A 24,475-nucleotide genomic window follows, 5' to 3' on the forward strand; every position below is an offset into this window, starting at 1 on the left:
AGCGCTTACCCCAGCTCGCGTAAGCGTCGCTCGATATGACGACGCTCCGGCCCCTGCCGGGTCAGCGTCAGCGCCTGCTGCCAGGCCTTGCGGGCCTGTTCGGTATTGCCCAGTTGACGATGCAGTTCGGCGCGCGCGGCGTGGGCCAGGTGGTAGTCGCCCAATTCGCCCCGCTCGAGAATTGCTTCAACCGCGCGCAACCCGACCTGTGCGCCATCACGCCGGGCCAGGGCTGCGGCCCGGTTCAGCTCCACCACTGGTGACGGCCAGTGGCGCTGCAGCACATCATACAGGCCGACGATCTCGTCCCAGTCGGTGGCCTCGGCGCTGGGCGCTTCGGCATGCAGCGCGGCAATCGCCGCCTGCACGCTGTAGGGGCCGAACTCCCGACTGCCCAGTGCCTGGCGCACCAACTGGCTGCCCTCCTCTATCTGTGCCCGGTCCCACAGACCGCGGTCCTGCTCATCAAGCAGCACCAGCTCGCCGTGGGCGTCGCTGCGCGCGTTCTGCCGCGAGGCCTGCAACAGCATCAACGCCAGCAGCCCCAGCACTTCGGCATCCGGCAGCAATTGCGCCAGCAACCGGCCCAGGCGGATGGCTTCGTCAGTCAGCGCACGCGTGGTCACATCCTCGCCCGAAGATGCCGAATAGCCCTCGTTGAACACCAGGTAGATCACCCGCAGCACGCTCTCCAGCCGCTCCGGCAATTCGCCCAGCTCCGGTACCTGGTAGGGGATCTTCGCATCGCGGATCTTGGCCTTGGCCCGCACGATGCGCTGGGCGATGGTCGCCGGGCTCTGCAGGAAGGCGCGGGCGATCTGCTCGGTGGTCAGGTCGCAGACCTCACGCAATGTCAGCGGCACCTGGGCATCGAAGGCCAGGGCCGGGTGGCAGCAGGTAAAGATCAGGCGCAGCCGATCATCGACCAGCAGTTCCTGCTCGCCCGGATCCTGGGCCTCGCCTTCCAGCAGCATGATCAGGTCCGCCTGGGAGCGGTCGAAGCGGGCACGCCGGCGCAAGGCGTCGATGGCCTTGAAACGGCCGGCGGAGACCAGCCAGGCCCGCGGATTGTCCGGGATGCCATCGCGCTGCCAACGTTCGACGGCAATGAAGAACGCGTCATGCAAGGCCTCCTCGGCCAGGTCGAAGTCTCCCAGCAGGCGGATCAGGGTGGCCAGGATGCGCCGGGAGTCGCGGCGGTAGACCGCCGCCACTTCATCACGGATTTGCCCTTCGCTGTTCATCAGCCCGGCGATACCTGGTTCATCGTGGTTCTCCATTCACGTCAGGGTTGCAGCTCTCGCACCGGGCGCACTTCGACGCTGCCGACCCGCGCCGCGGGAATACCCTTGGCGATGTTCAACGCTTCATTGAGGTCGCGGGCATCGACCAGGTAGAAACCGGCCAACTGCTCCTTGGTCTCGGCGAACGGGCCATCGGTCAGGCTCATCCGACCGGCGCGCACGCGTACCGTTGTGGCCGTCTGCACGGGCTTGAGTGCCTCGGCGGCGATCATCCGCCCGGAGCCCTGGATGGACTCGGCGTAAGCCATGCATTCGGCGTCCTCGGGGCTGTCGGGCAGGCTGTGCAACAGCGCTTCATCACAATAGACCAGGCACAGGTATTTCATGATCGTCTCCGGGGCAAGGTGGCGATAGGCGGTCGAGGGCATTCAGGGTTTGAGATCGAACAGCGCTTTTTGCGTTTCCATGTCGAACGGCGCCGACCAGTGTTCGTGGATGACCTGCCATTGGCCGGCGCTGCGCCGGTAGCCGACGGTGGCGCGCATGAAACCGCACTGGCTCTCATCGTCGCCCGGGCCACAGCGGTTGAGCCAGTGGGCCAGGCCCAGGTCGCCGTCGGCGTGCACGGTCAGTTGCGCCAGTTCGAACACCATCGGCCCGGTGCACATGCCCATGCACATTTCCCAATGGGCGCGGTAGGCGGCCTTGCCTTTGAATTGCAGGGCCTGGATGGCGTCGAAGGCAAGAATGTCGTCGGCGTAGGGGGCGACGATACGGTCCACGTCACGCTCGCGCACGGCTTGCATCCACTGCTCGATCAGTTGCTCCAGTTCACGCTCGGCTTCAGTGTTCATCGGTGTTTGCTCCGAAGATTCATCAGGGTTGGTGGTGACGCTTTCAACACTGGTCGAACGGGAAAACGGCAAATCGACAACTGCCCGGAAATTTTCAGTCGAGGGGCGCGACTGGCTTGAGGAAGTACACGACACGCTCGGTCTCGGCAAAGCCCAGGGCCGCGTGCATGCGCTGGCTGCCAAGGTTGTCCAGCGCGGCGTCCGAGGCCAGCTCGCGGCAACCTTTGCCATCGGCCCACCGTTCGACAGCCGCGATCAGCTGGCGGGCGACACCCTGGCCGCGTGAAGCCTGTTCGACAAAGACGCCTTCAAGGTACGCCACCGGCGAAGTGTTGCTGCCATTGACATAGTCATGACGCACCGACGCCTCGGCCAGCCCTTGCGCCCTGCCCTGCTCGTCATACGCCAGCAGGGCCACGAAGGTTGCGGGGCGGCCGGCGATATCGACCATTTCCGCCAGGTGGTCAGTCGCCGCACTGTCGGGCCACAAGGCGCTGCGCAAGTGCAGCCAGGCCGGACTGCCCGGGTCAGTGCAGGGTTGGATCATTGCCACTTCTGGGAACTCCATGACTCAAACAGGTGTAGACAAGATGAACTCACGATAACCGGAGAGAATCACATACACAGCGAAATAACAGAAAATGGCCGCCGACAGCAGGTAGGACCACGTCAGCAGCCGATCCCCAAGCAGACGTCCACCATGGCTGGCGATGCCGCAGAGCGACACGCACCAGACCAACCCGGCGGCGAAGAAGCCCCCGAGGAACAGTCCCGCATCGAGCAGACTGCCGCCACCGGACCTTGAGATCAGCACCCCACCCACCGCCGCGAACCAGAGGATCGCACTGGGCGATGACATGGCCAGGAAGATCCCACGCAGGAACTCGCGCCAGCCCGACTCCACCACCACCTCGCCCCGCGACTCCAGATGCCCGCCGCGCCAGGCCGCCAGCAACATCTTCACTGCAAACCACACCAGCAGCGCCGAGCCGCCCAGCCACAAGGTCCAGCGCACGCTTTCGAACTGCAACAGCACGGTCATCCCGGCCAAAGCAGCAATTGCATAGACCAGGTCGCCGACGCAGGTACCCAGGCCCAGCCAGAACCCCTGGAGAAACCCGCGCTGCATGGCCAGGGTGATCATGGCGATATTGGCCACCCCGATATCCAGGCAAAGGGAAAGACTGAGCAGAAAACCGTTGGAGAAAGGCATGGCGCACTCTGGGCATATTCAGGGGTGCACATTGAACCCGAGGGGACGCTTGCCGTACAGAAAGAAAGCTCACTCGCTCAGACAGGCCCCGCCAACACCTGCGCATAGCGCCCGCGATCCACATTAGCGCCACTGAGCACCACAGCGACACGCTTGCCGGCCTGGCGCCCACGCTCCTGCATCAATGCGGCCAGGGCAGCGGCACCGGCACCTTCGGCGGTATTGTGGGTGGTCTCGTGATAGAGGCGCATGGCCTCGGCGATCTCGTCATCGCTCACCCGCACGATACGTGCGGCATGCTCGCGCACCAGGGCGAAGGCGTCGGGGTGCGGCACGCGGCAGGCCATGCCGTCGGCGAAAGTGTCGGCGCTGGCGGTGGTGACGATGCGCCCCCGCTCGAAGCTCTGGGCATAGGCATCCGCAGCACTGGAGACCACGCCGACGATCTCGGTGTCCAGCCCCAGCAGGTTGCGCGCCTGGATCAGCCCGCAGATGCCCGAACCCATGCCGATCGGCACGTACACGCAATCCAGGCCAGCCACCGCCTCGAACAGCTCCAGCGCATAAGTGGCCACGCCACGCACCAGTTCCGGGTGGAACGACGGGACCATCGCGTAGCCGCGCGCCTCGGCCACGCGCGCCGCCTCTTCACGGGCGACGTCGAAGTCCACGCCGTGCTCCACCAGTTCCGCGCCCAGGGCACGCATGGCGGCGTTCTTCTCTCGCGAGTTGCCTTCAGGCACCACGATCACCAGCGGCAAGCCCGCCTGGCGCGCGGCCAGGGCCATGCTCTGGCCATGGTTGCCGCGGGTGGCGGTGACCAGCCCGCGCGGGACGTCGCCGCCGGCCAGCAGGGAACGCACGTAGACCAGCCCGCCACGCACCTTGAAGGCACCGGTGGGGGCATGGTTCTCGTGCTTGACCCAGAGTTGGCAACCCAACCGCTCGGCCAGCAGCGGCCAGGCATGCTGCGGGGTCGGTGGCACGTGCTGGTGAACAAAATCGGCGGCTTCACGCAGGGCGGGCAAGTCGAACATGGCGATCTTCCTTCATCGGTAGGGCTTGATCCGATCCTAAGCGCCGGTCATTGTATGGGTCCAAATATATATTGCATGGGTAGCAATTTCGTGTGGATTCCCGCCCTGCCAGACAACGACCAGCCGCGCTACCTGGCGCTGGTCGAGGCCATTGCCAGCGCCATCGAACAGGGTGAGCTGAAAGCTGGTGAACGCCTGCCGCCCCAGCGTCGCCTGGCGTGGGCATTGGGCCTGAACCCGAGCACCACGCAACAGGCTTACCGCGAAGCCGCGGCGCGGCACCTGGTGTCCGGGGAGGTGGGGCGCGGCACCTATGTGCTGGCCAGCAGCAAGGAGGCGACGCTGTTTCGCCTCAAGCAGCCCGACCGCCAGCATCAGGTGATCGACCTGTCGACCAACGTGCCGGTGGCCGACCCGCACAATCTTGACCTCGAGTACAGCCTGCGCAGGTTGCTCGAACAGGGTGAAACCGCCCTGCTCGACCATTACCTGGGGCCGGAGCAACTGCTGCTGGGGCGGATCCAGGGCACTCGCTGGTTGGCCAGTCGTGGCCTGGCCCTGAGGCCAGAAGAGGTGCTGCTCTGCGGTGGCGCCCAACAGGCCTTGCTCCTGGTACTGCAGTCGCTGTGCCAGGCAGGCGAGCCGGTAATGGTTGAAGCGCTGACCGCTCCGGGCATCAAGGCGGCCTGTCGCCAGCTGCGCCTGCCGGTGCAGGGGGTGGCTCTGGATGAACAGGGTTTGCGCCCTGACGAACTGGACCGCGTCGTGCGGGCCAGTGGCGCGCGAGTACTGGTGACCACCCCGACCCTGCATAACCCGACCGGGGCCTGCATGGGCGAGGCCCGGCGTCAGGCGCTGGCGGAAGTCGCCAAGCGCCACGACTTGCTGGTGATCGAGGATGACGTGTACGGCGCCTTGACTGATCGGCCACCGCTCTACCCTTTGCTCGAAGGCCGCGGCGTGCTGATCAGTAGCATGTCCAAGACCGTGGCCGCCGGCCTGCGCCTGGGCTGGATCGTGGCGCGGCCAGCGTTGCTGGAGCAGATCGATCCTTATGCCCAGGCCACCCACTGGTCGGTTTCGCCGTTGAATCTGGACATCGCTTGCCAGTGGATTTCGGACGGGACCGCCGCACGGCGACTGGCCTGGCAGCGGGAGGAACTGGCCGAGCGTTGGCGCCTGGCGCGGGCGTTGCTGGGTAATGCATTGCCGGTGGATGGCGTGCCTTCGCCCCATGTCTGGCTGGCCACGCCTGGAGAGGCCGAGGCGCTGGTTGCCCGGTGTCGGGCGCAAGGGGTGGAGATCGTGCCGGCCAGCGTGTTCGCGGTGGGCACGGAGCGTGTGCGGGCAGTGCGGGTCAGCCTGTCGGCGGCGCACAGCCGGGCGCAGTTGAAGCAGGGGCTGGAGCTTGTGGGGGCGGGCTTGACCCGCGATTGCAACTGATCGCCATCGCGGGGCAAGCCCGCTCCCACAGGCCCTGACGGGGCCAACAGGCTCAATTCAGCCGGCAACCCTCGCCCAAGGCACGGTACTGAAGGGTGTGCACCTGTCCTTGATGGTCCTCGTAGGTCATGGTGGCGGGCACCACTTCACAGACGTTGGGGATCGTCGACAGGCTGATCACGCGCTTGATGTCGAGGTTGGTGGAATAGTCATACTGCTCGACCACGGGTTGGGTGTCTGCGGTCTTGACCTGGTCCGCGAAGGCGAGCGAGGACATACCGACCAATGCAAGAATCAGTAAGGCTTTCATGGATAACGACCTTGATGGCTATCAAGCTGATCGCGTGACTTCTGATGCCGTCAATGGCGCGGAGAAGTTGTCATCGACTGCGAAGATGACACGAAGTACCGATCCCGCTTTATCGTACTGCCGGGGGGATGAGTGAAAGTCTACTCCGCAGTCGGAATAGTTGAACCCCGGAGTCGGATATTCACCCTTGCCGGATTTGCAACAATCTGCGACAAAGCACCGTCATTTTTCCTGCTTCTTGCAGCGCCCTACGAGCCACGCATGCCGCCCCTGACCTGTACCCGCCTGCCTCCGATCCAACGCCGCCTGCTGGAGCAATTCTATCGCCAGCATGGTTCACGCATGCGCGCCGCCGGTGATGGCGAACAATGGGTGGCACGCAGCGGTGAAATCATTGGCGGGATGAATCTGTCCCCTGTCGAGGACGGCTACTGGCTGACCGGACTGTTCGTCGCCCCGCAATGGCGTGGACAGCAGGTCGCTTCACAGCTGCTGCAAACCGCGCTGGGCGCTGCCACCACCCCGACTTGGCTGTTCTGCCATCCGGACCTGACGCCCTTCTACCAACGCCTGGCCTTCATCCCGGCCACCACGCTGCCCGAAGCCCTGGCCTCGCGCCTGGCCCGCTACCAGCGCAGCAAGCCCCTGGTGGCGCTGGTGCGGGATCAGTCGTCGGCCACGTCGAGCCCAGGGAACAGCACATCGGTATAACCGAACTTGCTGAAGTCCTGAATGCGCGAAGGGTATAGCCGGCCGATCAGGTGATCGCACTCATGCTGCACCACCCGCGCATGAAAACCATCGGCAAAGCGGTTGATCGGGTTGCCCTGCGGGTCGATGCCCGAATAGCTGATGTGCTTGTAGCGCGGCACCACGCCACGCAGGCCCGGCACCGACAAACAGCCCTCCCAGCCATCCTCGAGCTCCGTGGCCAGCGGCGTGATCACCGGGTTGAGCAAGATGGTCCGCGGCACTGGCTCGGCGTCCGGATAGCGCTCGCTGCGCTCGAAGCCGAAGATCACCAGTTGCAGGTCGATGCCGATCTGCGGCGCGGCCAGGCCGACGCCTCCGACATGGGCCATGGTCTCGAACATGTCGTCGATCAGTTGCTCGAGCTCGGGGCTACCGAGCATGTGCTCCGGCACGGGCGGGGCGATGCGCAGCAGGCGTTCATCACCCATTTTGAGAATGTCGCGGATCATCAGGTATTCGGCTCGCGGGTCTGGGGTTCGGGGGGCACCGGGTGCTCATGCCCAAGCACGGTAATACTCTGTTGCGGATTGTCTTCGGCGAACGCTTTCTCACCGGGGTTCTTGCCCTCGGCGGACATGTGCTCGATCACCGCGTTCATCTCGGCCCCGAGCAGCAGTACGGCGGCGGAGATGTAGAAGTACAGCAGCAACACGATGATCGCCCCGATACTGCCATACATGGCGTTGTAGTCGGCAAAGGTCTTCACGTAGTAGGCAAAGCCCAGCGACGCAACGATCCACACCACCACCGCCAGCACCGAGCCTGGGGTGATGAAGCGGAATTTCTGCTTCACATCGGGCATCACGTAGTAGATCAGCGCCACCGCCACCATCATCAGGATGATGATCGCCGGCCAACGCAGGATGGTCCAGACGACCACCACCGCCTCCTCCAGCCCCACCTGGGAGGCGATCCACTCCATGACCTGCGGCCCCAGCACCATCAACGCGGCGGCCGCCAGGAGCATGCCGGCGATGCCGACGGTGTAGATGATCGACAGTGGGATGCGCTTCCACACCGGCCGCCCTTCAGGCACGTCGTAGGCGGCGTTCATCGCGCTCATCATCAGGCGCACCCCCGCCGAGGCGGTCCACAGGGCGATTACGATACCCACCGACAGCAATCCGCCCTTGGACTGCTGCAACTGGTCGATCACCGGGTTGACCTGCTCCAGGGCCTGGGGCGGCAGCACCAGCTCGGACTGCAGGCGCAGCCAGGAGAAGAAGTCAGGCAGGTGCAGGAAACCGATCAGGGCGATCAGGAACAGCAGGAACGGGAACAGCGAAAACAGCATCTGGTAGGCCAGCGCGGAAGCATAGGTGGACATCTCGTCGTCAATGAATTCCTTGACGGTGCGCACCAGCACGCGGTGCAGGGGCAGACCGCGCAGGTCGGGGAAAATCATAGCGTCTCCTTTCGCCGCTTGATCGGGGTGGCATAGCACCAAGTCTAATAGACCAGGCGGCGGGCGTGCTGTTCGCTGGCGCGTTGCCGAACGCACAAAGCAATCGCGGGGCAAGTGCGCTCCCACCGGATGAGCGCGCACTGCCCCGCGACATTACCACTGCGATCAAGGCTTCTTCACGGCATCCTTGACCTTGCCCACGGCCTGCTGCGCCTCGCCCTTCAGCTCTTGGGCCTTGCCCTCGGCGCGCAGCTTGTCGTTGTCGGTCACCTTGCCGACGCCCTGCTTGATGTTGCCCACGGCCTCATTGGCCAGGCCTTTCGCTTTATCCTTGGTGCCACTCATGGGATGTCTCCTTGCCGAAAAGACACGGAAAATCGTGTCGACACCTGATCGACCCTAGGTCATCGGCAAGAGTTTCAATTAGTTCGCCTGGACCCGGCCCAACGGTTCAAAGCGTTCCCCGCGGGCGCGGCGGCATGCCGATGCGACTTGCCCCGCGATGAGCCCACCCGCACAATACCAGGCCAATCTAGCGTCAACCCGCAGGAACCTGCATGAAACTCGACAAACCCACCGCCATCGCTCGGCGCAACGAAGCGCTGAACCGGCCGGTGCTCAACCGCGACAATACCCTGTTCGCCATCCTCGACAAAAAGCGCAACCTGTGGTGGTTCGAGGTGCCTGTGGCGCTCCTGCGCAAAGGTCAGCCCGACTGGGTCAACCTGCTGCTGCATACCCCGGAGACCGATGAACTGCAGCACCTAAAGGTGCCGACCAACTTCCTGCGCGCTCACCAGGAGCAGATGGAAGTGCGCAACGCCGGCAAGCGCCGCTCGACCATCAGCCTGGCCCTGAGCGCCGACCGCGACTCGCTGCTGCGCGACAGCCGCCCGGGTGGCGAGCAGCTGGACTTCAGCACCTTCGTGCAGGCCTGATCAGGCCCGCTCGATGCGATCGTCATGGATGACGATCCGGCCCTGCTTGAACAGTGCGCCGATGGCTTTCTTGAAGTTGCCCTTGCTGACATTGAACATCTGGCTGATCAGCGCCGGATCGCTCTTGTCGCACACCGCCAGCACACCGCCATTGGCCTCCAGACGCTGCATGATCTGCTCGGGCAAGCCGTCGGCCAGGGCCTGGCCCACCGGCTGCAGGCTCAGGGCGATCTTGCCGTCGGCGCGCACTTCCTTGATGAAGCCCTTCTCGTGCATGCCTGAACGCAGGAACTTGAACACTTCGTTCTTGTGGATCAGGCCCCAGTGGCGATTGTTGATGATCGCCTTGAAGCCCATCGGCGTCTCGCCGGCCACCAGCAGCTCCACCGGCTGGCCGACCTGGTAGTCCACCGGGGTGCGGTCGAGGTAGCGGTCCAGCTTGGCGGTAGCGGTGATGCGCCGGGTGCGCTTGTCCAGATAGGCGTGGACCACGCAGTAGTCACCGATCTTCAGTGGCCGGGACTCCTCCGAGTAGGGCATCAGCAGGTCCTTGGACAGGCCCCAGTCGAGGAAGATGCCCGCGCCGTTGATGTCCTTGACCTTGAGGCTGGCGAACTCGCCCACCTGCATCTTCGGCTTTTCGGTGGTGGCGATCAGCTGGTCCTCGCTGTCGAGGTAGATGAACACGTTGAGCCAGTCGTCCAGTTCGAGCTCGGCATCCTTGGGGAAGTAGCGCCTTGGCAGGAGGATTTCGCCGTCGGCGCCGCCGTCCAGGTACAGGCCAAATTCCACGTGTTTCACGATTTGCAAACTGTTGTAACGCCCAAGCAGAGCCATTTCCGAAGATCCTCAAGACAAGGCGGCTATTCTAACACTTGACCCGCCCGTCCGCCCGAGCGCGCATGCGCCGGAACCCTCGGGCCCACCTTGCGTCCACCGCCTGGCCAGCCTGTGCAAGGATTCGCTCATGCCCCGACGCCTGATCCACGCCCTACTGCTCGTCATTGGCTTCGCCCTGGCCCTTGTGGCTTGCAGCCGCATCGACCTGGCCTACCGCAACCTCGACCGCCTGGTGCCCTGGTCGCTTGGCGATTACCTGGACATGAACCGCGAGCAGAAACAGTTGCTCGACGCACGGCTTAAGCAACAACTGGCCTGGCACTGCAAAACACAGCTGCCCGGCTACCTCGACTGGCTCGACCGGGTGCGGCTGATGGTGGCCGACGACGCGGTCACCGACCAGGCCCTGGAACAACGCACCCTCGAAGCCCGCCAGGCCATCGGCCGGGTGGCCACGGCGATCACCCCCTCAGCCAGCGAACTGCTGCGCGGGATGAGCGACGACCAGGTCGCCGAAATGCGCCAGGCGTTTCGTGCCGACATCAGCAAGCGTCGCAAGACCTATGACGAAACCCCGCTGCCCAAACAGATCGAACAGCGCGCCGCGCGCATGCAGAAACGCCTGGAACCCTGGCTGGGTGAGCTCAGCGCCCAGCAACGCTTGCGGGTGATGAGCTGGTCCCAGGCCCTGGGCGACCAGAACCGCCAGTCGATCGCCAATCGCGCGCACTGGCAGCAGCAACTGGTGCTGGCAATGGACCAGCGCGCCACACCGGGCTTCGAAGCGCGCCTGGCGCAACTGCTGCAACGCAAGGAGAGCCTGTGGACGGCGGAGTACCGCCAGGCCTATGAGAACAGCGAACAGCAGGCGCGCAGCCTGCTGATCGACCTGATGAGGCAGAGCAGCCCTGCGCAGAAACAGTTCCTGCAGCAGCGCCTGAGCAAGGTGCGGGCGGATTTCAGTGAGCTCAAGTGCCTGAAAGGTTAAAGCTGGCCGGACTGCTCGAGCCATACGCATTTCCCGCGTAGGCGCGCCAGTCAGCGCCCCTTGCGTCGATACGGGAACACATCGATCACCTTCCCCGCCCGGATCGTCTCCTGCAGGTCCTTCCAGTAGTCGGCGTCATACAGCTCGCCGTGCAGACGACTGAACAAACGGCGCTGACCCATATCGGCGAACAGGAACGGCGGAAACTCCTCGGGGAACACGTCATGCGGCCCGATCGAGTACCACGGCTCGCCCGACATCTCGTCTTCGGGGTAGCGCGGCGGTGGAATATGGCGGAAGTTGACCTCGGTAAGGAAGCTGATCTCGTCGTAGTCATAGAACACTACCCGGCCATGGCGGGTGACGCCGAAGTTCTTCAGCAGCATGTCGCCGGGGAAGATGTTCGCCGCCGCCAGCTGCTTGATCGCCAGCCCATAGTCTTCAAGCGCCTCCAGCACCTGGGCTTCGCTGGCCTGTTCGAGGTAGAGGTTGAGCGGGGTCATGCGCCGTTCGGTCCAGCAGTGGCGGATCAGTACCGTGTCCCCTTCCAGCGCCACGGTGGAGGGCGCCACTTCCAGCAGCTCGGCGAGGCAGTCGGGATCGAACTTGACGCGGGGGAAGCGAAAATCGGCGAACTCCTGGGTGTCAGCCATTCGCCCGACACGGTCCACGCTCTTCACCAGGCGGTACTTCTCGATCACCGTGGCACGGTCGACGGTCTTGGACGGCGAAAAGCGGTCCTTGATGATCTTGAACACCGTGTTGAAGCCCGGCAGGGTAAACACACTCATCACCATCCCGCGCACCCCCGGCGCCATGATGAAGCGGTCGTCGCTGTTGGCCAGGTGGTTGATCAGTGCGCGGTAGAACTCTGACTTGCCGTGCTTGTAGAAGCCGATCGAGGTGTACAGCTCGGCGATATGCTTGCCCGGCAGGATGCGCTTGAGAAAGTTGACGAACTCCGCCGGCACCGGCACATCGACCATGAAGTACGAGCGGGTGAAGGAAAAGATGATCGACACCTCCGCCTCGTCGGTGATCAGCGTATCGGCCTCGATGCCGTGGTCTTCACGGTGCAGCAGCGGGATCACCAGCGGCCACTGTTCGTCGGGGGTGTACAGGCGCCCGACCAGGTAGGCCCCCTTGTTGCGGTAGAGCACCGGCGTGAACAGCTCCGCCGCCAGCGCCGGGTCCTTGCACACCCAGTCGGGCAGGCATTCACGCAGTTGGTCCTGCAACCGCGACAGGTCGCCCTCCAGGTTTGCGTAGGGCACGTCAAAACCGTAATCGGCGAAGATGGCCCGCAGCAATCCCTTCAATCCACCGTCCAGCGCATAGGTGCGGGTCTGCGCCGCGCGTTCGTGGCCACGCATGGACGGGCGGGTGGTGTGGATGAACATGCAGCCGTCGCTGATCTGCTCATGGCTGAACAGGCTGCAGAACAGCGAGTTGTACCAGGTCTCGGACAGTTCATCGTCCAGCCGTGGGTCGATCAGGCGGATGTAGGCGCTCTTCACCAACGGCCACTGCTCCACGTCCAGCAGCTGGGAGGCTTCGAAGCCCTGGCGCAGCCAGCCGTTGACCTCGGCGACCTTCTCTTCGTAGAGGTTGATCCGCGCCGCCGCTGCACGCTGGATGTCCTGCCAGCGTGCCTGCTCGAAGCGTTCGCGGGCACCGAGGGTTATCCGGCGAAAATGCTCTCGGTAGTCGTCGAAGCCATCGAGGATCATCCGGGCGATGTCAGCGGCGGGCCAGGGTTGGGTCATGCGCGGGATCTCAAGGTGGGTGGCGTTAGACAGCTTAGTCGTCCGCAAGCGGCTCACACAGCAAGAAAGCACAAGAATCCCGGTTGCCCACTGACGTAGACTCGCGCACTGCCCCCAACGCCGGAGACCACCCGTGAGCCCCATCGCCCTTGCCCGCCTGCTGACCCTTGCCGCCGTCTGGGGCGCCAGTTTTCTGTTCATGCGCATCATCGCCCCGGAGCTTGGCACCGTGCCGACCGCCTTCTTTCGCGTGTCGATCGCCTGCCTGGGGTTGATGGCCATACTCGCCGCCGCCCGCGTGCGCTGGAACTTCGAAGGCAAGCTGGGCGCCTGCCTGGTGCTGGGCATGATCAATTCCGGTATTCCAGCGACGTTCTACTCGGTGGCGGCGCAGGTGCTGCCGGCCGGCTACTCGGCGATCTTCAACGCCACCACGCCGCTGATGGGCGTGCTGATCGGCACCTTGTTCTTCCGCGAAGCGATGACCCTGCCCAAGCTCTGCGGGATCTTCCTCGGCCTGTTCGGCGTCGGCATTCTCAGCGGCGCCGGACCGGTGGCGCTGAACATGGCCCTGGTGCAAGGCGCCCTGGCGTGCCTGGCGGCGACCACCTGCTACGGTTTCGCGGGATTCCTGGCACGACGCTGGGTGGGAACGCTGGACAGTCGCCTGTCAGCCCTTGGCAGCATGCTCGGCGCCACCCTGCTGTTGAGCCCGCTGTTCGCCTGGAGCGCGCTGACCCAGCCGCCGGCCAGCTGGGGCGGCTGGCAGGTGTGGCTGTCGCTGCTGGGCCTGGGGCTGCTGTGTACGGCGTTCGCCTACATCCTGTACTTCCGCTTGCTGAACGAAATCGGGCCGGTCAAGGCCAGTACCGTGACCTTCCTGATCCCGGTGTTCGGCGTGCTGTGGGGGGCGTGGCTGCTGGATGAGCCGCTGTCGATGGCGCACCTGTACGGCGGCCTGCTGATCGGCGCGGCACTCTGGCTGGTGCTGCGTCCTGTGGGAGCGGCCTTGCGTCGCGAAGGGGCCGCATAGCGGCCCCCTTTGGCTCAGGCTTCAGCCGCACGCAACGCCGGCTTGCGGAACACGAACAGCAGCCCGATCACGATCAACCCCATTCCCAGCAAGCTGAGCGTCGCCAGGCGGTTACCGAAGATGGCGAAATCCATCACCGCCGTCACCGCCGGCACCAGGTAGAACAGGCTGGTGACATTGACCAGGTTGCCACGGGCGATCAGCCGGTACAGCAGCAGCGTGGCCAGCAGCGAAACCACCAGCCCCATCCACAGCAGCGCGCCGACGAAGTTGGCGTTCCACTCGACATGCAACGGCTGAAACGGGGCAAACAGCGCGCACAGGGCAAATCCGGCCAGATACTGCAGCGGCAATGTGCCCATCGGGTTGTCGGTGATGCGTTTCTGCAGGATCGAGCCGAAGGTCATGCTGGTGAGCGCCAGCAAGGCGAACAGCATGCCCGCCAGGGACACCCCGCCAAGGTTGATGCCCTGGTAGACCACCATCACCAGGCCGCCAAGCCCCAGGCCCAGGCCGAACAGCCGGCTCCAGGAACGCTGGCGCTCCATCAGCACCACGGTAAGGATCGGCTGCACGCCCATGACCGTGGCCATGACGCCAGGGGTGACATGGGTATCAAGCGCCAGCAGGTAGAAGATCTGGTAGGCGCCCAGTAGCACGCAGCCAGTCCCCAGGGCGCGGACAATGCCGCCCCGAGTACCTGGCCAGCGCAAGCCGAGTAAAGGACCGATCAGCAACAGACCAAAAAGCGCCAAGGCCGAACGCAGCAGCAGGAAGGCGAAAGGACTGGCCTGGGCCAGGCCGAGCTTGGAAACGATCGCCCCGCTGCTCCACAGCAGGACGAACAGGCTGGTAGTGGCCGCCGAGGCCACGGATGCTTTGTTGAAAACAGACATGTATTGCCACCTGTATACGGGCAAATGAACCGTACGGAGGACCTATCGCGTCTTGCGGGGATAGCCGACCGTGTTCAGTAGGTTGCGAGTGCGGTGGGGAGCGGCCAGCGGCCGATCAGCCCAGCACCACGACTGCGCAAGGAGGCGGAGCTACGCCGCCTACGACGCCACTGACAGGTGGTGGGGAGTGACTGATCATGGCCGGCTGCTGGCTGCCACGCACGACCACGCCCGCGACAGGCGCGAGAACGTAAGCGATGGTGGCAGCAATGGCGGGCATGAGCAGGTCTTCTGGGAAGAGAGTGTTTCGGAATATAGCGGGGGAATCATCACGGGGCAAGCCCGCTCCGTTGAGGAGCGAGCCTGCCCAGGCGAATCAGAACAGCCAGCGGTAAAGCGCGTAGGCGACGACAACCGCCAGCACCGGCCGCAGCACGCGGTAGGCCTTGGGGTTGGCGCGCTTGAACTGCTTGACCCGGGTGCTGATGACATTGCTGAAGCGCTTGCTCCAGGCGTAGGCCTGGTTGATCCCGCCGACGCGCTCGTCATCGGTGTTCTGCGGCGCGGTGGCGCGGCCGAGGAAGGCGCTGACCTTGCGGTTGATGCGGGTCATCAGCGGGCTGTTGAGCGGGCGCTCGACGTCGCAGAACAGGATCACCCGGGTGACGTCGGTCTCGTTCTTGACCCAGTGCACGAATGTTTCGTCGAACATAACGTCCTCGCCATCACGCCAGGCGTAGGGCTGGCCGTCGACGTAGATGCGGCAGTTGTCCGAGTTCGGCGTGGACAGGCCCAGGTGATAGCGCAGGGAGCCGGCGAACGGGTCGCGGTGCGGGTTCAGGTGGCTGCCGCCGGGCAACAGGGCGAACATCGCGCCCTTGACGTTGGGGATGCCGCTGACCAGCTCGACGGTCTTCGGGCACAGCGCCTCGGCCGAAGGCAGCGGCTTGTCGTACCACTTCAGGTAGAAACGCTTCCAGCCCTTCTTGAAGAACGAACCGAAGCCGGCGTCGTTGTCCTTCTCGGCAGCACGGATGTAGCCCTCGTCGAACAGGCGCATGGCTTCTTCGCGGATCACCTCCCAATTGTCCTTGAGCACATCCAGTTCGGGGAAGCGCTGGCGGTCCAGGTAGGGCTTGGAAGGCACGCCGGAGAACAGGTACATCAGGCTGTTGTAGGGGGCGAACAGCGCCGAATGGTTGACGAACTGGCGCAGCACCGGCAGGCGCGCCTTGCCGCGCAGGTGCACGAACAGCACGCTGCCGAAAAACACCAGCAGGACACCTGCCTTGGCGACGAAGGAAAAGGTCATGCAACACTCCTTGGAGGGGAAATCAGGCCATCCCCAGATAGCCGGACATCATAAACCCATCCGGGCCGGGTAAAAACAACCGGTGCCGGATCGCAGTGTTAAGGATTGTGCAATAAACGAAAGCGGCCGACATTGCGCCGGATCAGCGGTGGTGCGGATATCCCGGGGCCGCTGCTCGCCCCATCGCCGGCAAGCCGGCTCCCACAAGGCAACACAAGCGATGTGGGAGCCGGCTCGCCGGCGAAAGGCTTGCACAGCAGGCCCGGGTTTACTGCTGGTTCTCCTGCTCGCTGAACATGTCGCTGAACAACATGCTCGACAGGTAGCGCTCACCGGAGTCCGGCAGGATCACCACGATGGTCTTGCCCTGCATCTCGGGCTTCTCGGCCAGGCGCACCGCCGCCGCCATCGCCGCGCCACAGGAGATACCACAGAGGATGCCCTCCTCCTGCATCAGACGGATGGCCATGGCCTTGGACTCGTCATCGGTCACCGTCTCGACCTGGTCGACAATCGACAGGTCGAGGTTCTTCGGCACGAAACCAGCGCCGATGCCCTGGATCTTGTGCGGACTGGGTTTGAGCTCCTCGCCCGCCAGGGTCTGGCTGATCAACGGCGAGCTCACCGGCTCCACCGCCACCGACAGGATCGACTTGCCCTGGGTGTGCTTGATGTAGCGTGACACGCCGGTGATGGTGCCACCGGTGCCGACGCCCGCCACCAGTACATCCACCGCGCCGTCGGTGTCGTTCCAGATCTCGGGGCCGGTGGTCTTCTCGTGGATGGCCGGGTTGGCCGGATTGTCGAACTGACCAGGCAGGAAGTAGTGGGCCGGATCGGAGGCAACAATTTCATTGGCCTTCTCGATGGCGCCCTTCATGCCCTTGGCCGGCTCGGTGAGCACCAGCTCGGCCCCCAGGGCCTTGAGCACCTTGCGCCGCTCAAGACTCATGGACGCCGGCATGGTCAGGAGCAGCTTGTAGCCGCGGGCGGCGGCGACGAACGCCAGGCCGATACCGGTGTTGCCCGAGGTCGGCTCGACGATGGTCATGCCCGGTTTGAGCTTGCCGCTGCTCTCGGCGTCCCAGACCATGTTCGCGCCAATCCGGCACTTCACCGAGTAACCCGGGTTGCGCCCTTCGATCTTGGCCAGGATGGTCACCCCACGCGGGGCGATGCGGTTGATCTGCACCAGCGGCGTGTTGCCGATGGAATGGGCGTTGTCGGCGTAGATACGGCTCATGGCAGGTGTCCTTGAACATGAAAAAGCAGGGAAAACCATGAGGGTAAGCCCGCAATGCAGGAGCGTAAAGCCCGTTCGAACTCGGCGAAGCGGCCTGCGGTCAACCGCAAAAGCCGGTGCGGAGAACCACGATGAAAGCACGTTATCGCTGGCCATTGGTCGGCCTTGCCAGCCTGGTTGGGTTGCTTGTGGCCCTGCACCTGGCCCTGCCCTACCTGGTTCGCGATTACCTGAACGACAAGCTGGCCGACATGGGCGACTACCGTGGCCAGGTCACCGACGTCGATCTGGCCTGGTGGCGCGGCGCTTATCAGATCAATGGCCTGAAGATCGCCAAGGTCAGCGGCAAGGTGCCGGTACCGCTGCTCGACGCACCGCTGATCGACCTGTCGGTGAGCTGGCATGCGCTCTGGTACGACCATGCAGTGGTTGGCGAAGTGACCTTCCTGCACCCCGAACTGAACTTCGTCGATGGCGGCACCAGGCAGAGCTCACAGACCGGCCAGGGTACTGACTGGCGCCAGCAACTGGAGAAACTGCTGCCCATCACGCTCAACGATGTGCGCATCGAACAGGGCACCCTGAGCTTTCGCAACTTCAACTCCCAACCGCCGGTCGACCTCAAGGCCACACAGCTCGACGCCAGCATTCGCAACCTGACCAACGTGCGCGATGAAAAGGGCCGGCGGGACGCCAGTTTCGAAGGGACGGCGTTGCTGACGGGCGACGCCAGGGTCGAGAGCAAGGCCACCTTCGACCCGTTCAGCGACTTTGACGACTTTCAGTTCCGCCTGCGCGCCAAGGGCATCGAACTGCGCCGACTCAACGACTTTGCCAGCGCCTATGGAAAGTTCGACTTCAATGCCGGACACGGCGACGTGGTGATCGAGGCCGAAGCCGCGAATGGCCGACTGCATGGCTACATCAAGCCACTGCTGCGCGATGTCGACGTGTTCAACTGGCGGCAGGATGTGCAAGACAAGGACAAAGGTTTCCTGCGCTCAATCTGGGAGGCGCTGGTAGGCGCCACTGAGACCGTGCTGAAGAACCAGCCGAAGAACCAGTTCGCCACCCGCGTGGAACTGAGCGGCAGTGTGCACCAGCAGGATATCAGCGCATTCGAGGCGTTCCTGCAGATACTGCGCAACGGGTTCATCCAGGCATTCAACGCACGTTACGAACAACCCCCGCCCCAATCCGACTAAGCCGACAGTGACGGACCATTCAGGGACTGAATACCCGGTCTGCGTTTGCAGGCGGCGGGTGCGGGGTTATAGTCGCTGGCACATCAATAAACATGCGTCGGCTGCCCCGCAATGAGGCGAGCCCAGCCACCCAGAGGATCGGTTCATGAAGTTCGAAGGCACCCGCGACTACGTCGCCACAGACGACCTGAAGCTGGCGGTCAACGCGGCCATCACCCTGGAGCGCCCGCTGCTGGTCAAGGGCGAGCCGGGCACCGGCAAGACCATGCTCGCCGAACAGCTCGCCGCCTCCTTCGGCGCCCGCCTGATCACCTGGCACATCAAGTCCACCACCAAGGCCCACCAGGGCCTGTACGAGTACGACGCGGTCAGCCGCCTGCGCGACTCGCAGCTGGGCGTGGACAAGGTCCACGACGTGCGCAACTACCTGAAGAAAGGCAAGCTGTGGGAGGCCTTCGAGGCCGACGAGCGGGTGATCCTGCTGATCGACGAGATCGACAAGGCCGACATCGAGTTCCCCAACGACCTGCTGCAAGAGCTCGACAAGATGGAGTTCTACGTCTACGAGATCGACGAGACCATCAAGGCCAAGCAGCGCCCGATCATCATCATCACCTCCAACAACGAGAAGGAACTGCCCGACGCCTTCCTGCGCCGCTGCTTCTTCCACTACATCGCCTTCCCAGATCGCGCCACCCTGCAGCAGATCGTCGACGTGCACTACCCCAACATCAGCCAGTCGCTGGTCAGCGAGGCGCTGGATGTGTTCTTCGACGTGCGCAAGGTCCCGGGCCTGAAGAAGAAGCCCTCCACCTCCGAGCTGGTCGACTGGCTCAAGCTGCTGATGGCCGACAACATCGGCGAAGCCGTGCTGCGTGAACGCGACCCGACCAAAGCCATTCCGCCGCTGGCCGGGGCCCTGGTCAAGAACGAGCAGGATGTGCAACTGCTCGAGCGCCTGGCCTTCATGAGCCGGCGCGGCAACCGCTGACAGGAGCCGGGCCATGCTGCTCAACCTGTTCAATGAAATGCGCGCGGCCAAGGTACCGGTGTCGGTGCGCGAGCTGCTCGACCTGCATCACGCCCTGCAAAAGGGCGTGGTGTTCGCCGACATGGACGCGTTCTACTACCTGGCCCGGGCCATCCTGGTGAAGGACGAGCGCCATTTCGACAAGTTCGACCGTGCGTTTGCCGCCTACTTCAAGGGCCTGGAGAACCTCGACCGGCATATCGAGGCCCTGATCCCCGACGACTGGCTGCGCAAGGAGTTCGAGCGTTCGCTGACCGACGAGGAACGGGCGCAGATCCAATCCCTGGGCGGCCTGGACAAACTGATCGAAGAGTTCAAGAAGCGCCTGGAAGAGCAGAAGGAGCGCCACGCCGGCGGCAACAAGTGGATCGGCACCGGCGGCACCAGCCCGTTCGGCTCCGGCGGCTTCAACCCCGAAGGCATCCGCGTCGGCGAGGCCGGCAAGCGCCAGGGCAAGGCGGTGAAGGTGTGGGACCAGCGCGAGTACAAGAACCTCGACGACCAGGTCGAGCTGGGCACGCGCAACATCAAGCTGGCCCTGCGCCGCTTGCGCAAGTTCGCCCGCGAAGGCGCCGCCGAGGAGCTGGACATCGACGGCACCATCGACCACACCGCCCGTGACGCAGGCCTCTTGAACATCCAGATGCGCCCCGAGCGGCGCAACACGGTCAAGCTGCTGTTGCTGTTCGACATCGGCGGCTCGATGGACGCCCACGTGAAGGTCTGCGAGGAATTGTTCTCGGCCTGCAAGACCGAGTTCAAGCACCTGGAGTACTACTACTTCCACAACTTCATCTACGAGTCGGTGTGGAAGAACAACCTGCGCCGCACCTCGGAGCGCTTTTCCACCTTCGACCTGTTGCACAAGTACGGCGACGACTACAAGGTGGTGTTCGTCGGCGACGCGGCCATGGCGCCCTACGAGATCACCCAGCCCGGCGGCAGCGTCGAGCACTGGAACGAAGAGGCCGGGTATGTGTGGATGCAACGCTTCATGGAGAAGTTCAAGAAGATCATCTGGATCAACCCTTATCCGAAGCACGCCTGGGAGTACACCGCTTCGACCCATCTGGTGCGGGACCTGATCGAGGACAGGATGTTTCCGCTGACCTTGCAGGGGTTGGAAGACGGGATGCGTTACCTGTCCAAGTAATGTTTTCAGGGCCGGCCCTGTCGCGGGGCCGGCACCTTCATCCCCAACGGCTCAGATAAGCCTGCTGCTCCCGCCACGCTTCGTCCTGCACCACCGCCCGAAACCGCACCGCGGTCCCCGGCATGCACTGCGCCAGCTGCGCCAGCGCCAACGGCGTCAACGCCCCCAGCCGCGGATATCCACCGATGGTCTGCCGGTCATTGAGCAACACGATCGGCTGCCCATCCGGCGGCACCTGCACGGCGCCAAGGGGAATCCCCTCGGAGATCATCGGCGCACCCTGGTAGACCAGTTGCGGCCCGAGCAGGCGAATGCCCATGCGGTCGGCACGGCTGTCCAGCGTCCAGTCACGGTTGAACGCCTCGAACAAGCTGGTGCCGCCGAAGTCACCGATCTGCGCGCCCATCACCAGATCCAATACCGGTTTCTCGGCATACTCCGGCCGCAGCGCTTCGGGCACGTGGGAGCGGCGGTTCGGCGCCCCGATTTGCCCCGCGATGGCCCCGGCAGCATGCAGTACCTCCCCTTTCAGCAGCGCCCGGCCCTGGCCGTCTACTCCACCCAGTTCTTCCCGTACCACGGTGGAACAACTCCCCAGCACCGACTCGCCCACGAACCCGCCCGGCACCGCCAGATAAGCACGTACCCCTTGGCGAGGCTGGCGCAGCGTCAGGCGCTGGCCCTTGCCCAGGTTGAAACTGGTCCAGGGCGCCACGGCCTGTCCGTCGGCCTGCGCATCCAGGTCGGCCCCGGCCAGCGCCAGCACGCAGTCCTGCTCGGCAACCACACTGAAGCCGCCAAGCGCAATCTCCACCACGGCGCTGTCCAGGGCATTGCCCAGCAGCCAGTTGGCCCAGCGCATCGCCACCCAGTCCAGCGCGCCGCCCTGGGTCACGCCCAGGTGCCGCACACCGAAACGCCCGGCATCCTGCAACAGGCACAGCGCGGTGCTGGCCTCGATTCTCAATTGGCTCATGCCTGGGCCTCCAGCGGGCTGTCGTCACCGCCCAGGTTGATGAATTCGGCCCGTTCGACGGCCACGAAACGCACCCGATCACCAGGCTGCAGCAGGCTGTAGCCCTCGCGCTCGCGGTCGAACAGGCGCACCGGCGTGCGACCGATCAGGTTCCAGCCGCCCGGCGACACGGCCGGATAGGCGGCAGTCTGGCGCTCGGCGATGCCGACGCTGCCCGCCGCCACGCGCTTGCGCGGGGTGCTCAGGCGCGGCGTGGCCAGGCGTTCATCGACCAGGCCCATGAAGCCGAAGCCCGGCGCGAACCCCAGGGCGAACACCGGGTAGTCGCGGCCACAATGCAGACGGATCACCTCGGCCTCGCTCATCCCGCCGCGCGCGGCCAGCACCGGCAGCTCGGGGCCGACGCTGGCGTGGTACCACACCGCGATTTCGTGCCGGCGCCCGGCCTGGCCGGCATCCGGCCGCAGGCCCTCCAGCGCCTGCAGGATGCGCTGGCGCGCCTCGCCCGGCGCCAGGTCGAACTGCACCATCAGCGTGGTATAGGACGGCACCAGGTCGATCAGCTGCTGGCCAAAAGCATCCCGCAAGCGCTGGCTGGCGGCGAGGATCCACGGCATGTTGCCTTCATCGATGGCATCGAACAGCCGCACCATCAGGCTGTCGATGGCCACCACCTCGATACGTGGCGTCATGCTTGCTCCAGTGCATCCAGGGCCTGGCGGATCTGGCGCACGGCGGCCACTGAGCCGTCGTTGTCGCCGTGCACGCACAGGGTGCTGGCGTTCAAGCGCACATCGCTGCCGTCGTCAGCCACCAGGGCCTCGCCCTTGGCCAGGCGCAAGGCCTGTTCGACCACCAGCGCCGGGTCGTGGTGCACAGCGTTCGGCAGGCGCCGCGACATCAGGTGCCCGCTGGCGGTGTAGCCACGGTCGGCGAAGGCCTCGAACCACAGTGGCACGCTGACTTCATCGCCCAGGGCCTGGGCGGCGCTGTCGTCGGCGGTGGCCATGAGCATCAGCGGCAGGCCGCTGTCGAACGCCGCCACCGCTTCGAGCACGGTGCGCAGGATGTCCGGGTTGGCCATCATGTCGTTGTACAGCGCGCCGTGGGGCTTGACGTAGGCCACCCGGCCGCCGAGCACCTTGCAGATGCCGTCCAGGGCGCCGATCTGGTAGTGCAGCAGGTCACGGATCTCGTCGCTGCTGCAGGCCATGGAACGGCGGCCGAAGCCCATCAGATCCGGATAGGCCGGGTGCGCGCCGATGGCCACCCGGTGTTCCAGGGCCAGGGCCACGGTGCGGCGCATGGTGCCCGGGTCGCCAGCGTGGTAGCCGCAGGCGATATTGGCGCAGTCGATGAATGGCATCACCTTGGCGTCCTGGCCCATGCGCCAGTTGCCGAAGCTCTCGCCCATGTCGCAATTGAGTAGCAGGCGTTTCACCTGGCGGACCTCCGTATCAATGTTCATGGTGCCTACCTTAGCGCGCCTGGAGCGCTTTGCCGCGGGTTTCCGGCAGGCTCAGGGCCGCCAGGATCACCACACCGTAGGACACCGCGGCGAAGGCGCCAATCCCCAGGCCCAACGGCACTTTCTCGCCAAGCAGGCCGATCAGCAACGGGAACATCGCCGCGACCACCTTGCCGATGTTGTAGCAGAAGCCCTGCCCCGATCCGCGTATCCGGGTCGGGAACAGTTCGGTGAGGAACGAACCCATGCCACTGAAGATGCCCGAGGCGAAGAAGCCCAGGGGGAAGCCCAGCCACAGCATCACGCCGTCGCTGACCGGCATCTGCGTGTAGAGCAGGACGATGACGAACGAGCCCACGGCGAACAGGATGAAGTTCTTCCTGCGCCCCAGCAGGTCGCACAGGTAGGCGCTGACCACGTAGCCGATGTAGGAGCCGACGATGACCATCGCCAGGTAGCCGCCGGTGCCCAGCACGCTCAGGCCGCGCTCGTTCTTGAGGAAGGTCGGCAGCCACGAGGTGATGGCGTAGTAGCCGCCCAGGGCGCCGGTGGTCAGCAGCGAAGCGCGAAGGGTGGTCCAGAGCATGCAGGGGGCGAAGATCTCGTAGAACTGCGCAGGCGCCTCGGCCTGTTCCACGGCCTTGGCCTGACGGTAGATCTCCGGGTCCTTGACCAGGCGCCGGACGAAGATCACGAAGATCGCCGGCAGCAGGCCCAACAGGAACAGCGCGCGCCAGGCCTGCTCGGCCGGCAGCCAGGAGAACAACAGGGCATAGAGAATCGCCGTCAGGCCCCAGCCGATGGCCCAGCCCGACTGCACCATGCCCACCGCCTTGCCGCGGTCCTGGGCACGGATCACCTCGCCGATCAACACCGCGCCAGCGGTCCATTCGCCGCCGAAGCCGAAGCCCATCAGGGTGCGGGCGATCAGCAGTTGTTCGTAGCTCTGGGCGAAGCCGCAGAGGAAGGTGAAAAAGGCGAACCACAATACCGTCAGTTGCAAGGTGCGCACCCGCCCGATGCGGTCGGACAGAATGCCGGCGATCCAGCCGCCCAGGGCCGAGGCGATCAAGGTGCTGGTGTGGATCAACCCGGCCTCGGCGGTGCTGATGCCCCACACCAAGATCAGGGTGGGGATGACGAAACTCAGCATCTGGGTGTCCATGCCGTCCAGGCCGTAGCCGATCTTGCAGCTCCAGAAGGTGCGTCGTTGCTGGGAGTCGATGTCGCGGTACCAGGCGAAGGGGCCGCTCGAGGTTCGGGCGGGGGCCTGCTGCTGCACGCCGGTCGGGTTCATGGTTGCCTCGGCTTGTTGGTATTGTTCTATGGGCGACGTCGGGCGTCGCGGCCTGGGCTTCATGTTCAGAG

Annotated in this window: 27 protein-coding genes; 8 read left to right on the forward strand and 19 right to left on the reverse strand. The window is 64.7% G+C overall.

From position 1 onward, the window contains the following. Positions 1 to 5: 5 nt before the first annotated feature. The 6 genes from AC25M7_RS22335 to AC25M7_RS22360 form a co-directional block, all read right to left on the reverse strand. Positions 6 to 1,244 (reverse strand): RNA polymerase sigma factor, encoded by a 1,239-nt coding sequence (locus AC25M7_RS22335; protein ID WP_028693060.1) that lies wholly within the window; start codon positions 1,242 to 1,244, stop codon positions 6 to 8. 41 nt (positions 1,245 to 1,285) lie between these two features. Next, positions 1,286 to 1,630, reverse strand: a complete 345-nt coding sequence (locus AC25M7_RS22340) for a YciI family protein (protein WP_028693059.1) — start codon at positions 1,628 to 1,630, stop codon at positions 1,286 to 1,288. 42 nt (positions 1,631 to 1,672) lie between these two features. Further along, positions 1,673 to 2,098 carry a YybH family protein gene (locus AC25M7_RS22345; protein ID WP_028693058.1) on the reverse strand — a complete coding sequence of 142 codons (426 nt, stop codon included), beginning with the start codon at positions 2,096 to 2,098 and terminating at the stop codon, positions 1,673 to 1,675. 94 nt (positions 2,099 to 2,192) lie between these two features. Further along, complete coding sequence (aac(6'), locus tag AC25M7_RS22350) at positions 2,193 to 2,645, reverse strand: aminoglycoside 6'-N-acetyltransferase (RefSeq protein ID WP_051555778.1); 453 nt, start codon at positions 2,643 to 2,645, stop codon at positions 2,193 to 2,195. Positions 2,646 to 2,669: 24 nt separating this feature from the next. After that, positions 2,670 to 3,311, reverse strand: a complete 642-nt coding sequence (locus AC25M7_RS22355; protein ID WP_028693056.1) for a LysE family translocator — start codon at positions 3,309 to 3,311, stop codon at positions 2,670 to 2,672. A 77-nt stretch (positions 3,312 to 3,388) separates the two neighbouring features. Beyond that, a complete protein-coding gene (locus tag AC25M7_RS22360) occupies positions 3,389 to 4,348 on the reverse strand; it encodes a threonine dehydratase (RefSeq protein WP_182323174.1) in 960 nt (319 codons plus the stop codon). Positions 4,349 to 4,423: 75 nt separating this feature from the next. On the opposite strand from AC25M7_RS22360, the gene AC25M7_RS22365 reads away from it, so the two are divergent. Beyond that, positions 4,424 to 5,791, forward strand: a complete 1,368-nt coding sequence (locus AC25M7_RS22365; protein WP_155952736.1) for an aminotransferase-like domain-containing protein — start codon at positions 4,424 to 4,426, stop codon at positions 5,789 to 5,791. A 52-nt stretch (positions 5,792 to 5,843) separates the two neighbouring features. On the opposite strand, the gene AC25M7_RS22370 is transcribed toward AC25M7_RS22365, so the two are convergent. Next, entirely contained in the window at positions 5,844 to 6,101 is a 258-nt protein-coding gene (locus tag AC25M7_RS22370) for a DUF2790 domain-containing protein (RefSeq protein ID WP_028693053.1), read from the reverse strand. A 261-nt stretch (positions 6,102 to 6,362) separates the two neighbouring features. On the opposite strand from AC25M7_RS22370, the gene AC25M7_RS22375 reads away from it, so the two are divergent. Continuing rightward, on the forward strand, positions 6,363 to 6,812 hold the full coding sequence (locus tag AC25M7_RS22375; protein WP_207852298.1) for a GNAT family N-acetyltransferase: 450 nt from the start codon (positions 6,363 to 6,365) through the stop codon (positions 6,810 to 6,812). On the opposite strand, the gene def is transcribed toward AC25M7_RS22375, so the two are convergent. From def to AC25M7_RS22390, 3 genes are all read right to left on the reverse strand, one after another. After that, positions 6,767 to 7,303: a peptide deformylase gene (def, locus tag AC25M7_RS22380; RefSeq protein ID WP_028693051.1), complete on the reverse strand. Its 537-nt coding sequence runs from the start codon at positions 7,301 to 7,303 to the stop codon at positions 6,767 to 6,769. The two genes, AC25M7_RS22375 and def, sit on opposite strands and share 46 nt — an antisense overlap. Beyond that, positions 7,303 to 8,259 (reverse strand): YihY/virulence factor BrkB family protein, encoded by a 957-nt coding sequence (locus AC25M7_RS22385; RefSeq protein WP_028693050.1) that lies wholly within the window; start codon positions 8,257 to 8,259, stop codon positions 7,303 to 7,305. The genes def and AC25M7_RS22385 overlap by 1 nt, the downstream gene beginning before the upstream one ends. Positions 8,260 to 8,424: 165 nt before the next feature. Continuing rightward, on the reverse strand, positions 8,425 to 8,604 hold the full coding sequence (locus tag AC25M7_RS22390; RefSeq protein WP_023629533.1) for a CsbD family protein: 180 nt from the start codon (positions 8,602 to 8,604) through the stop codon (positions 8,425 to 8,427). 212 nt (positions 8,605 to 8,816) lie between these two features. On the opposite strand from AC25M7_RS22390, the gene AC25M7_RS22395 reads away from it, so the two are divergent. After that, entirely contained in the window at positions 8,817 to 9,197 is a 381-nt protein-coding gene (locus AC25M7_RS22395) for a hypothetical protein (protein WP_028693049.1), read from the forward strand. On the opposite strand, the gene AC25M7_RS22400 is transcribed toward AC25M7_RS22395, so the two are convergent. After that, entirely contained in the window at positions 9,198 to 10,034 is an 837-nt protein-coding gene (locus tag AC25M7_RS22400; protein WP_028693048.1) for a CvfB family protein, read from the reverse strand. A gap of 130 nt (positions 10,035 to 10,164) precedes the next feature. Between AC25M7_RS22400 and AC25M7_RS22405 the strand changes: the two genes are divergently transcribed. Next, complete coding sequence (locus AC25M7_RS22405) at positions 10,165 to 11,025, forward strand: DUF6279 family lipoprotein (RefSeq protein ID WP_486971485.1); 861 nt, start codon at positions 10,165 to 10,167, stop codon at positions 11,023 to 11,025. A gap of 50 nt (positions 11,026 to 11,075) precedes the next feature. Here the strand turns inward: AC25M7_RS22405 and aceK are convergent, their stop codons facing one another. Then, positions 11,076 to 12,791, reverse strand: coding sequence for a bifunctional isocitrate dehydrogenase kinase/phosphatase (gene aceK / locus AC25M7_RS22410; protein WP_028693046.1), 1,716 nt, complete (start codon positions 12,789 to 12,791; stop codon positions 11,076 to 11,078). 133 nt (positions 12,792 to 12,924) lie between these two features. On the opposite strand from aceK, the gene AC25M7_RS22415 reads away from it, so the two are divergent. Further along, positions 12,925 to 13,824, forward strand: coding sequence for a DMT family transporter (locus tag AC25M7_RS22415; protein ID WP_062360583.1), 900 nt, complete (start codon positions 12,925 to 12,927; stop codon positions 13,822 to 13,824). Between the two features lie 14 nt (positions 13,825 to 13,838). On the opposite strand, the gene AC25M7_RS22420 is transcribed toward AC25M7_RS22415, so the two are convergent. The 3 genes from AC25M7_RS22420 to cysK form a co-directional block, all read right to left on the reverse strand. Continuing rightward, on the reverse strand, positions 13,839 to 14,720 hold the full coding sequence (locus AC25M7_RS22420; protein WP_486971486.1) for a DMT family transporter: 882 nt from the start codon (positions 14,718 to 14,720) through the stop codon (positions 13,839 to 13,841). Positions 14,721 to 15,096: 376 nt separating this feature from the next. Further along, on the reverse strand, positions 15,097 to 16,032 hold the full coding sequence (locus AC25M7_RS22425; protein ID WP_028693043.1) for an aspartyl/asparaginyl beta-hydroxylase domain-containing protein: 936 nt from the start codon (positions 16,030 to 16,032) through the stop codon (positions 15,097 to 15,099). A gap of 268 nt (positions 16,033 to 16,300) precedes the next feature. After that, positions 16,301 to 17,275, reverse strand: a complete 975-nt coding sequence (gene cysK / locus AC25M7_RS22430; RefSeq protein ID WP_028693042.1) for a cysteine synthase A — start codon at positions 17,273 to 17,275, stop codon at positions 16,301 to 16,303. A 131-nt stretch (positions 17,276 to 17,406) separates the two neighbouring features. On the opposite strand from cysK, the gene AC25M7_RS22435 reads away from it, so the two are divergent. The 3 genes from AC25M7_RS22435 to AC25M7_RS22445 all read left to right on the forward strand — a co-directional run bounded on the left by AC25M7_RS22435 (position 17,407) and on the right by AC25M7_RS22445 (position 20,663). Continuing rightward, the gene (locus tag AC25M7_RS22435) at positions 17,407 to 18,480 is read left to right on the forward strand and encodes an AsmA family protein (RefSeq protein ID WP_028693041.1); all 1,074 of its coding nucleotides are present in this window, start codon (positions 17,407 to 17,409) and stop codon (positions 18,478 to 18,480) included. Positions 18,481 to 18,625: 145 nt separating this feature from the next. Beyond that, complete coding sequence (locus AC25M7_RS22440; protein ID WP_011535085.1) at positions 18,626 to 19,471, forward strand: AAA family ATPase; 846 nt, start codon at positions 18,626 to 18,628, stop codon at positions 19,469 to 19,471. A 13-nt stretch (positions 19,472 to 19,484) separates the two neighbouring features. Beyond that, complete coding sequence (locus AC25M7_RS22445) at positions 19,485 to 20,663, forward strand: vWA domain-containing protein (protein ID WP_062574843.1); 1,179 nt, start codon at positions 19,485 to 19,487, stop codon at positions 20,661 to 20,663. Between the two features lie 37 nt (positions 20,664 to 20,700). On the opposite strand, the gene AC25M7_RS22450 is transcribed toward AC25M7_RS22445, so the two are convergent. From AC25M7_RS22450 to AC25M7_RS22465, 4 genes are read right to left on the reverse strand one after another with little or no spacing between them, the layout of a single operon-like run. Further along, on the reverse strand, positions 20,701 to 21,639 hold the full coding sequence (locus AC25M7_RS22450; protein WP_062360577.1) for a 5-oxoprolinase subunit C family protein: 939 nt from the start codon (positions 21,637 to 21,639) through the stop codon (positions 20,701 to 20,703). Beyond that, positions 21,636 to 22,331 (reverse strand): 5-oxoprolinase subunit PxpB, encoded by a 696-nt coding sequence (pxpB, locus tag AC25M7_RS22455; RefSeq protein ID WP_069017004.1) that lies wholly within the window; start codon positions 22,329 to 22,331, stop codon positions 21,636 to 21,638. Before pxpB ends, AC25M7_RS22450 begins: the two co-directional genes overlap by 4 nt. Next, complete coding sequence (locus AC25M7_RS22460; protein ID WP_486971487.1) at positions 22,328 to 23,107, reverse strand: 5-oxoprolinase subunit PxpA; 780 nt, start codon at positions 23,105 to 23,107, stop codon at positions 22,328 to 22,330. The genes pxpB and AC25M7_RS22460 overlap by 4 nt, the downstream gene beginning before the upstream one ends. Before the next feature lie 10 nt (positions 23,108 to 23,117). Continuing rightward, positions 23,118 to 24,404 (reverse strand): MFS transporter, encoded by a 1,287-nt coding sequence (locus tag AC25M7_RS22465; RefSeq protein ID WP_486971488.1) that lies wholly within the window; start codon positions 24,402 to 24,404, stop codon positions 23,118 to 23,120. Positions 24,405 to 24,475: the final 71 nt, after the last annotated feature.

Source organism: Pseudomonas sp. P106(2024) (assembly GCF_057480815.1).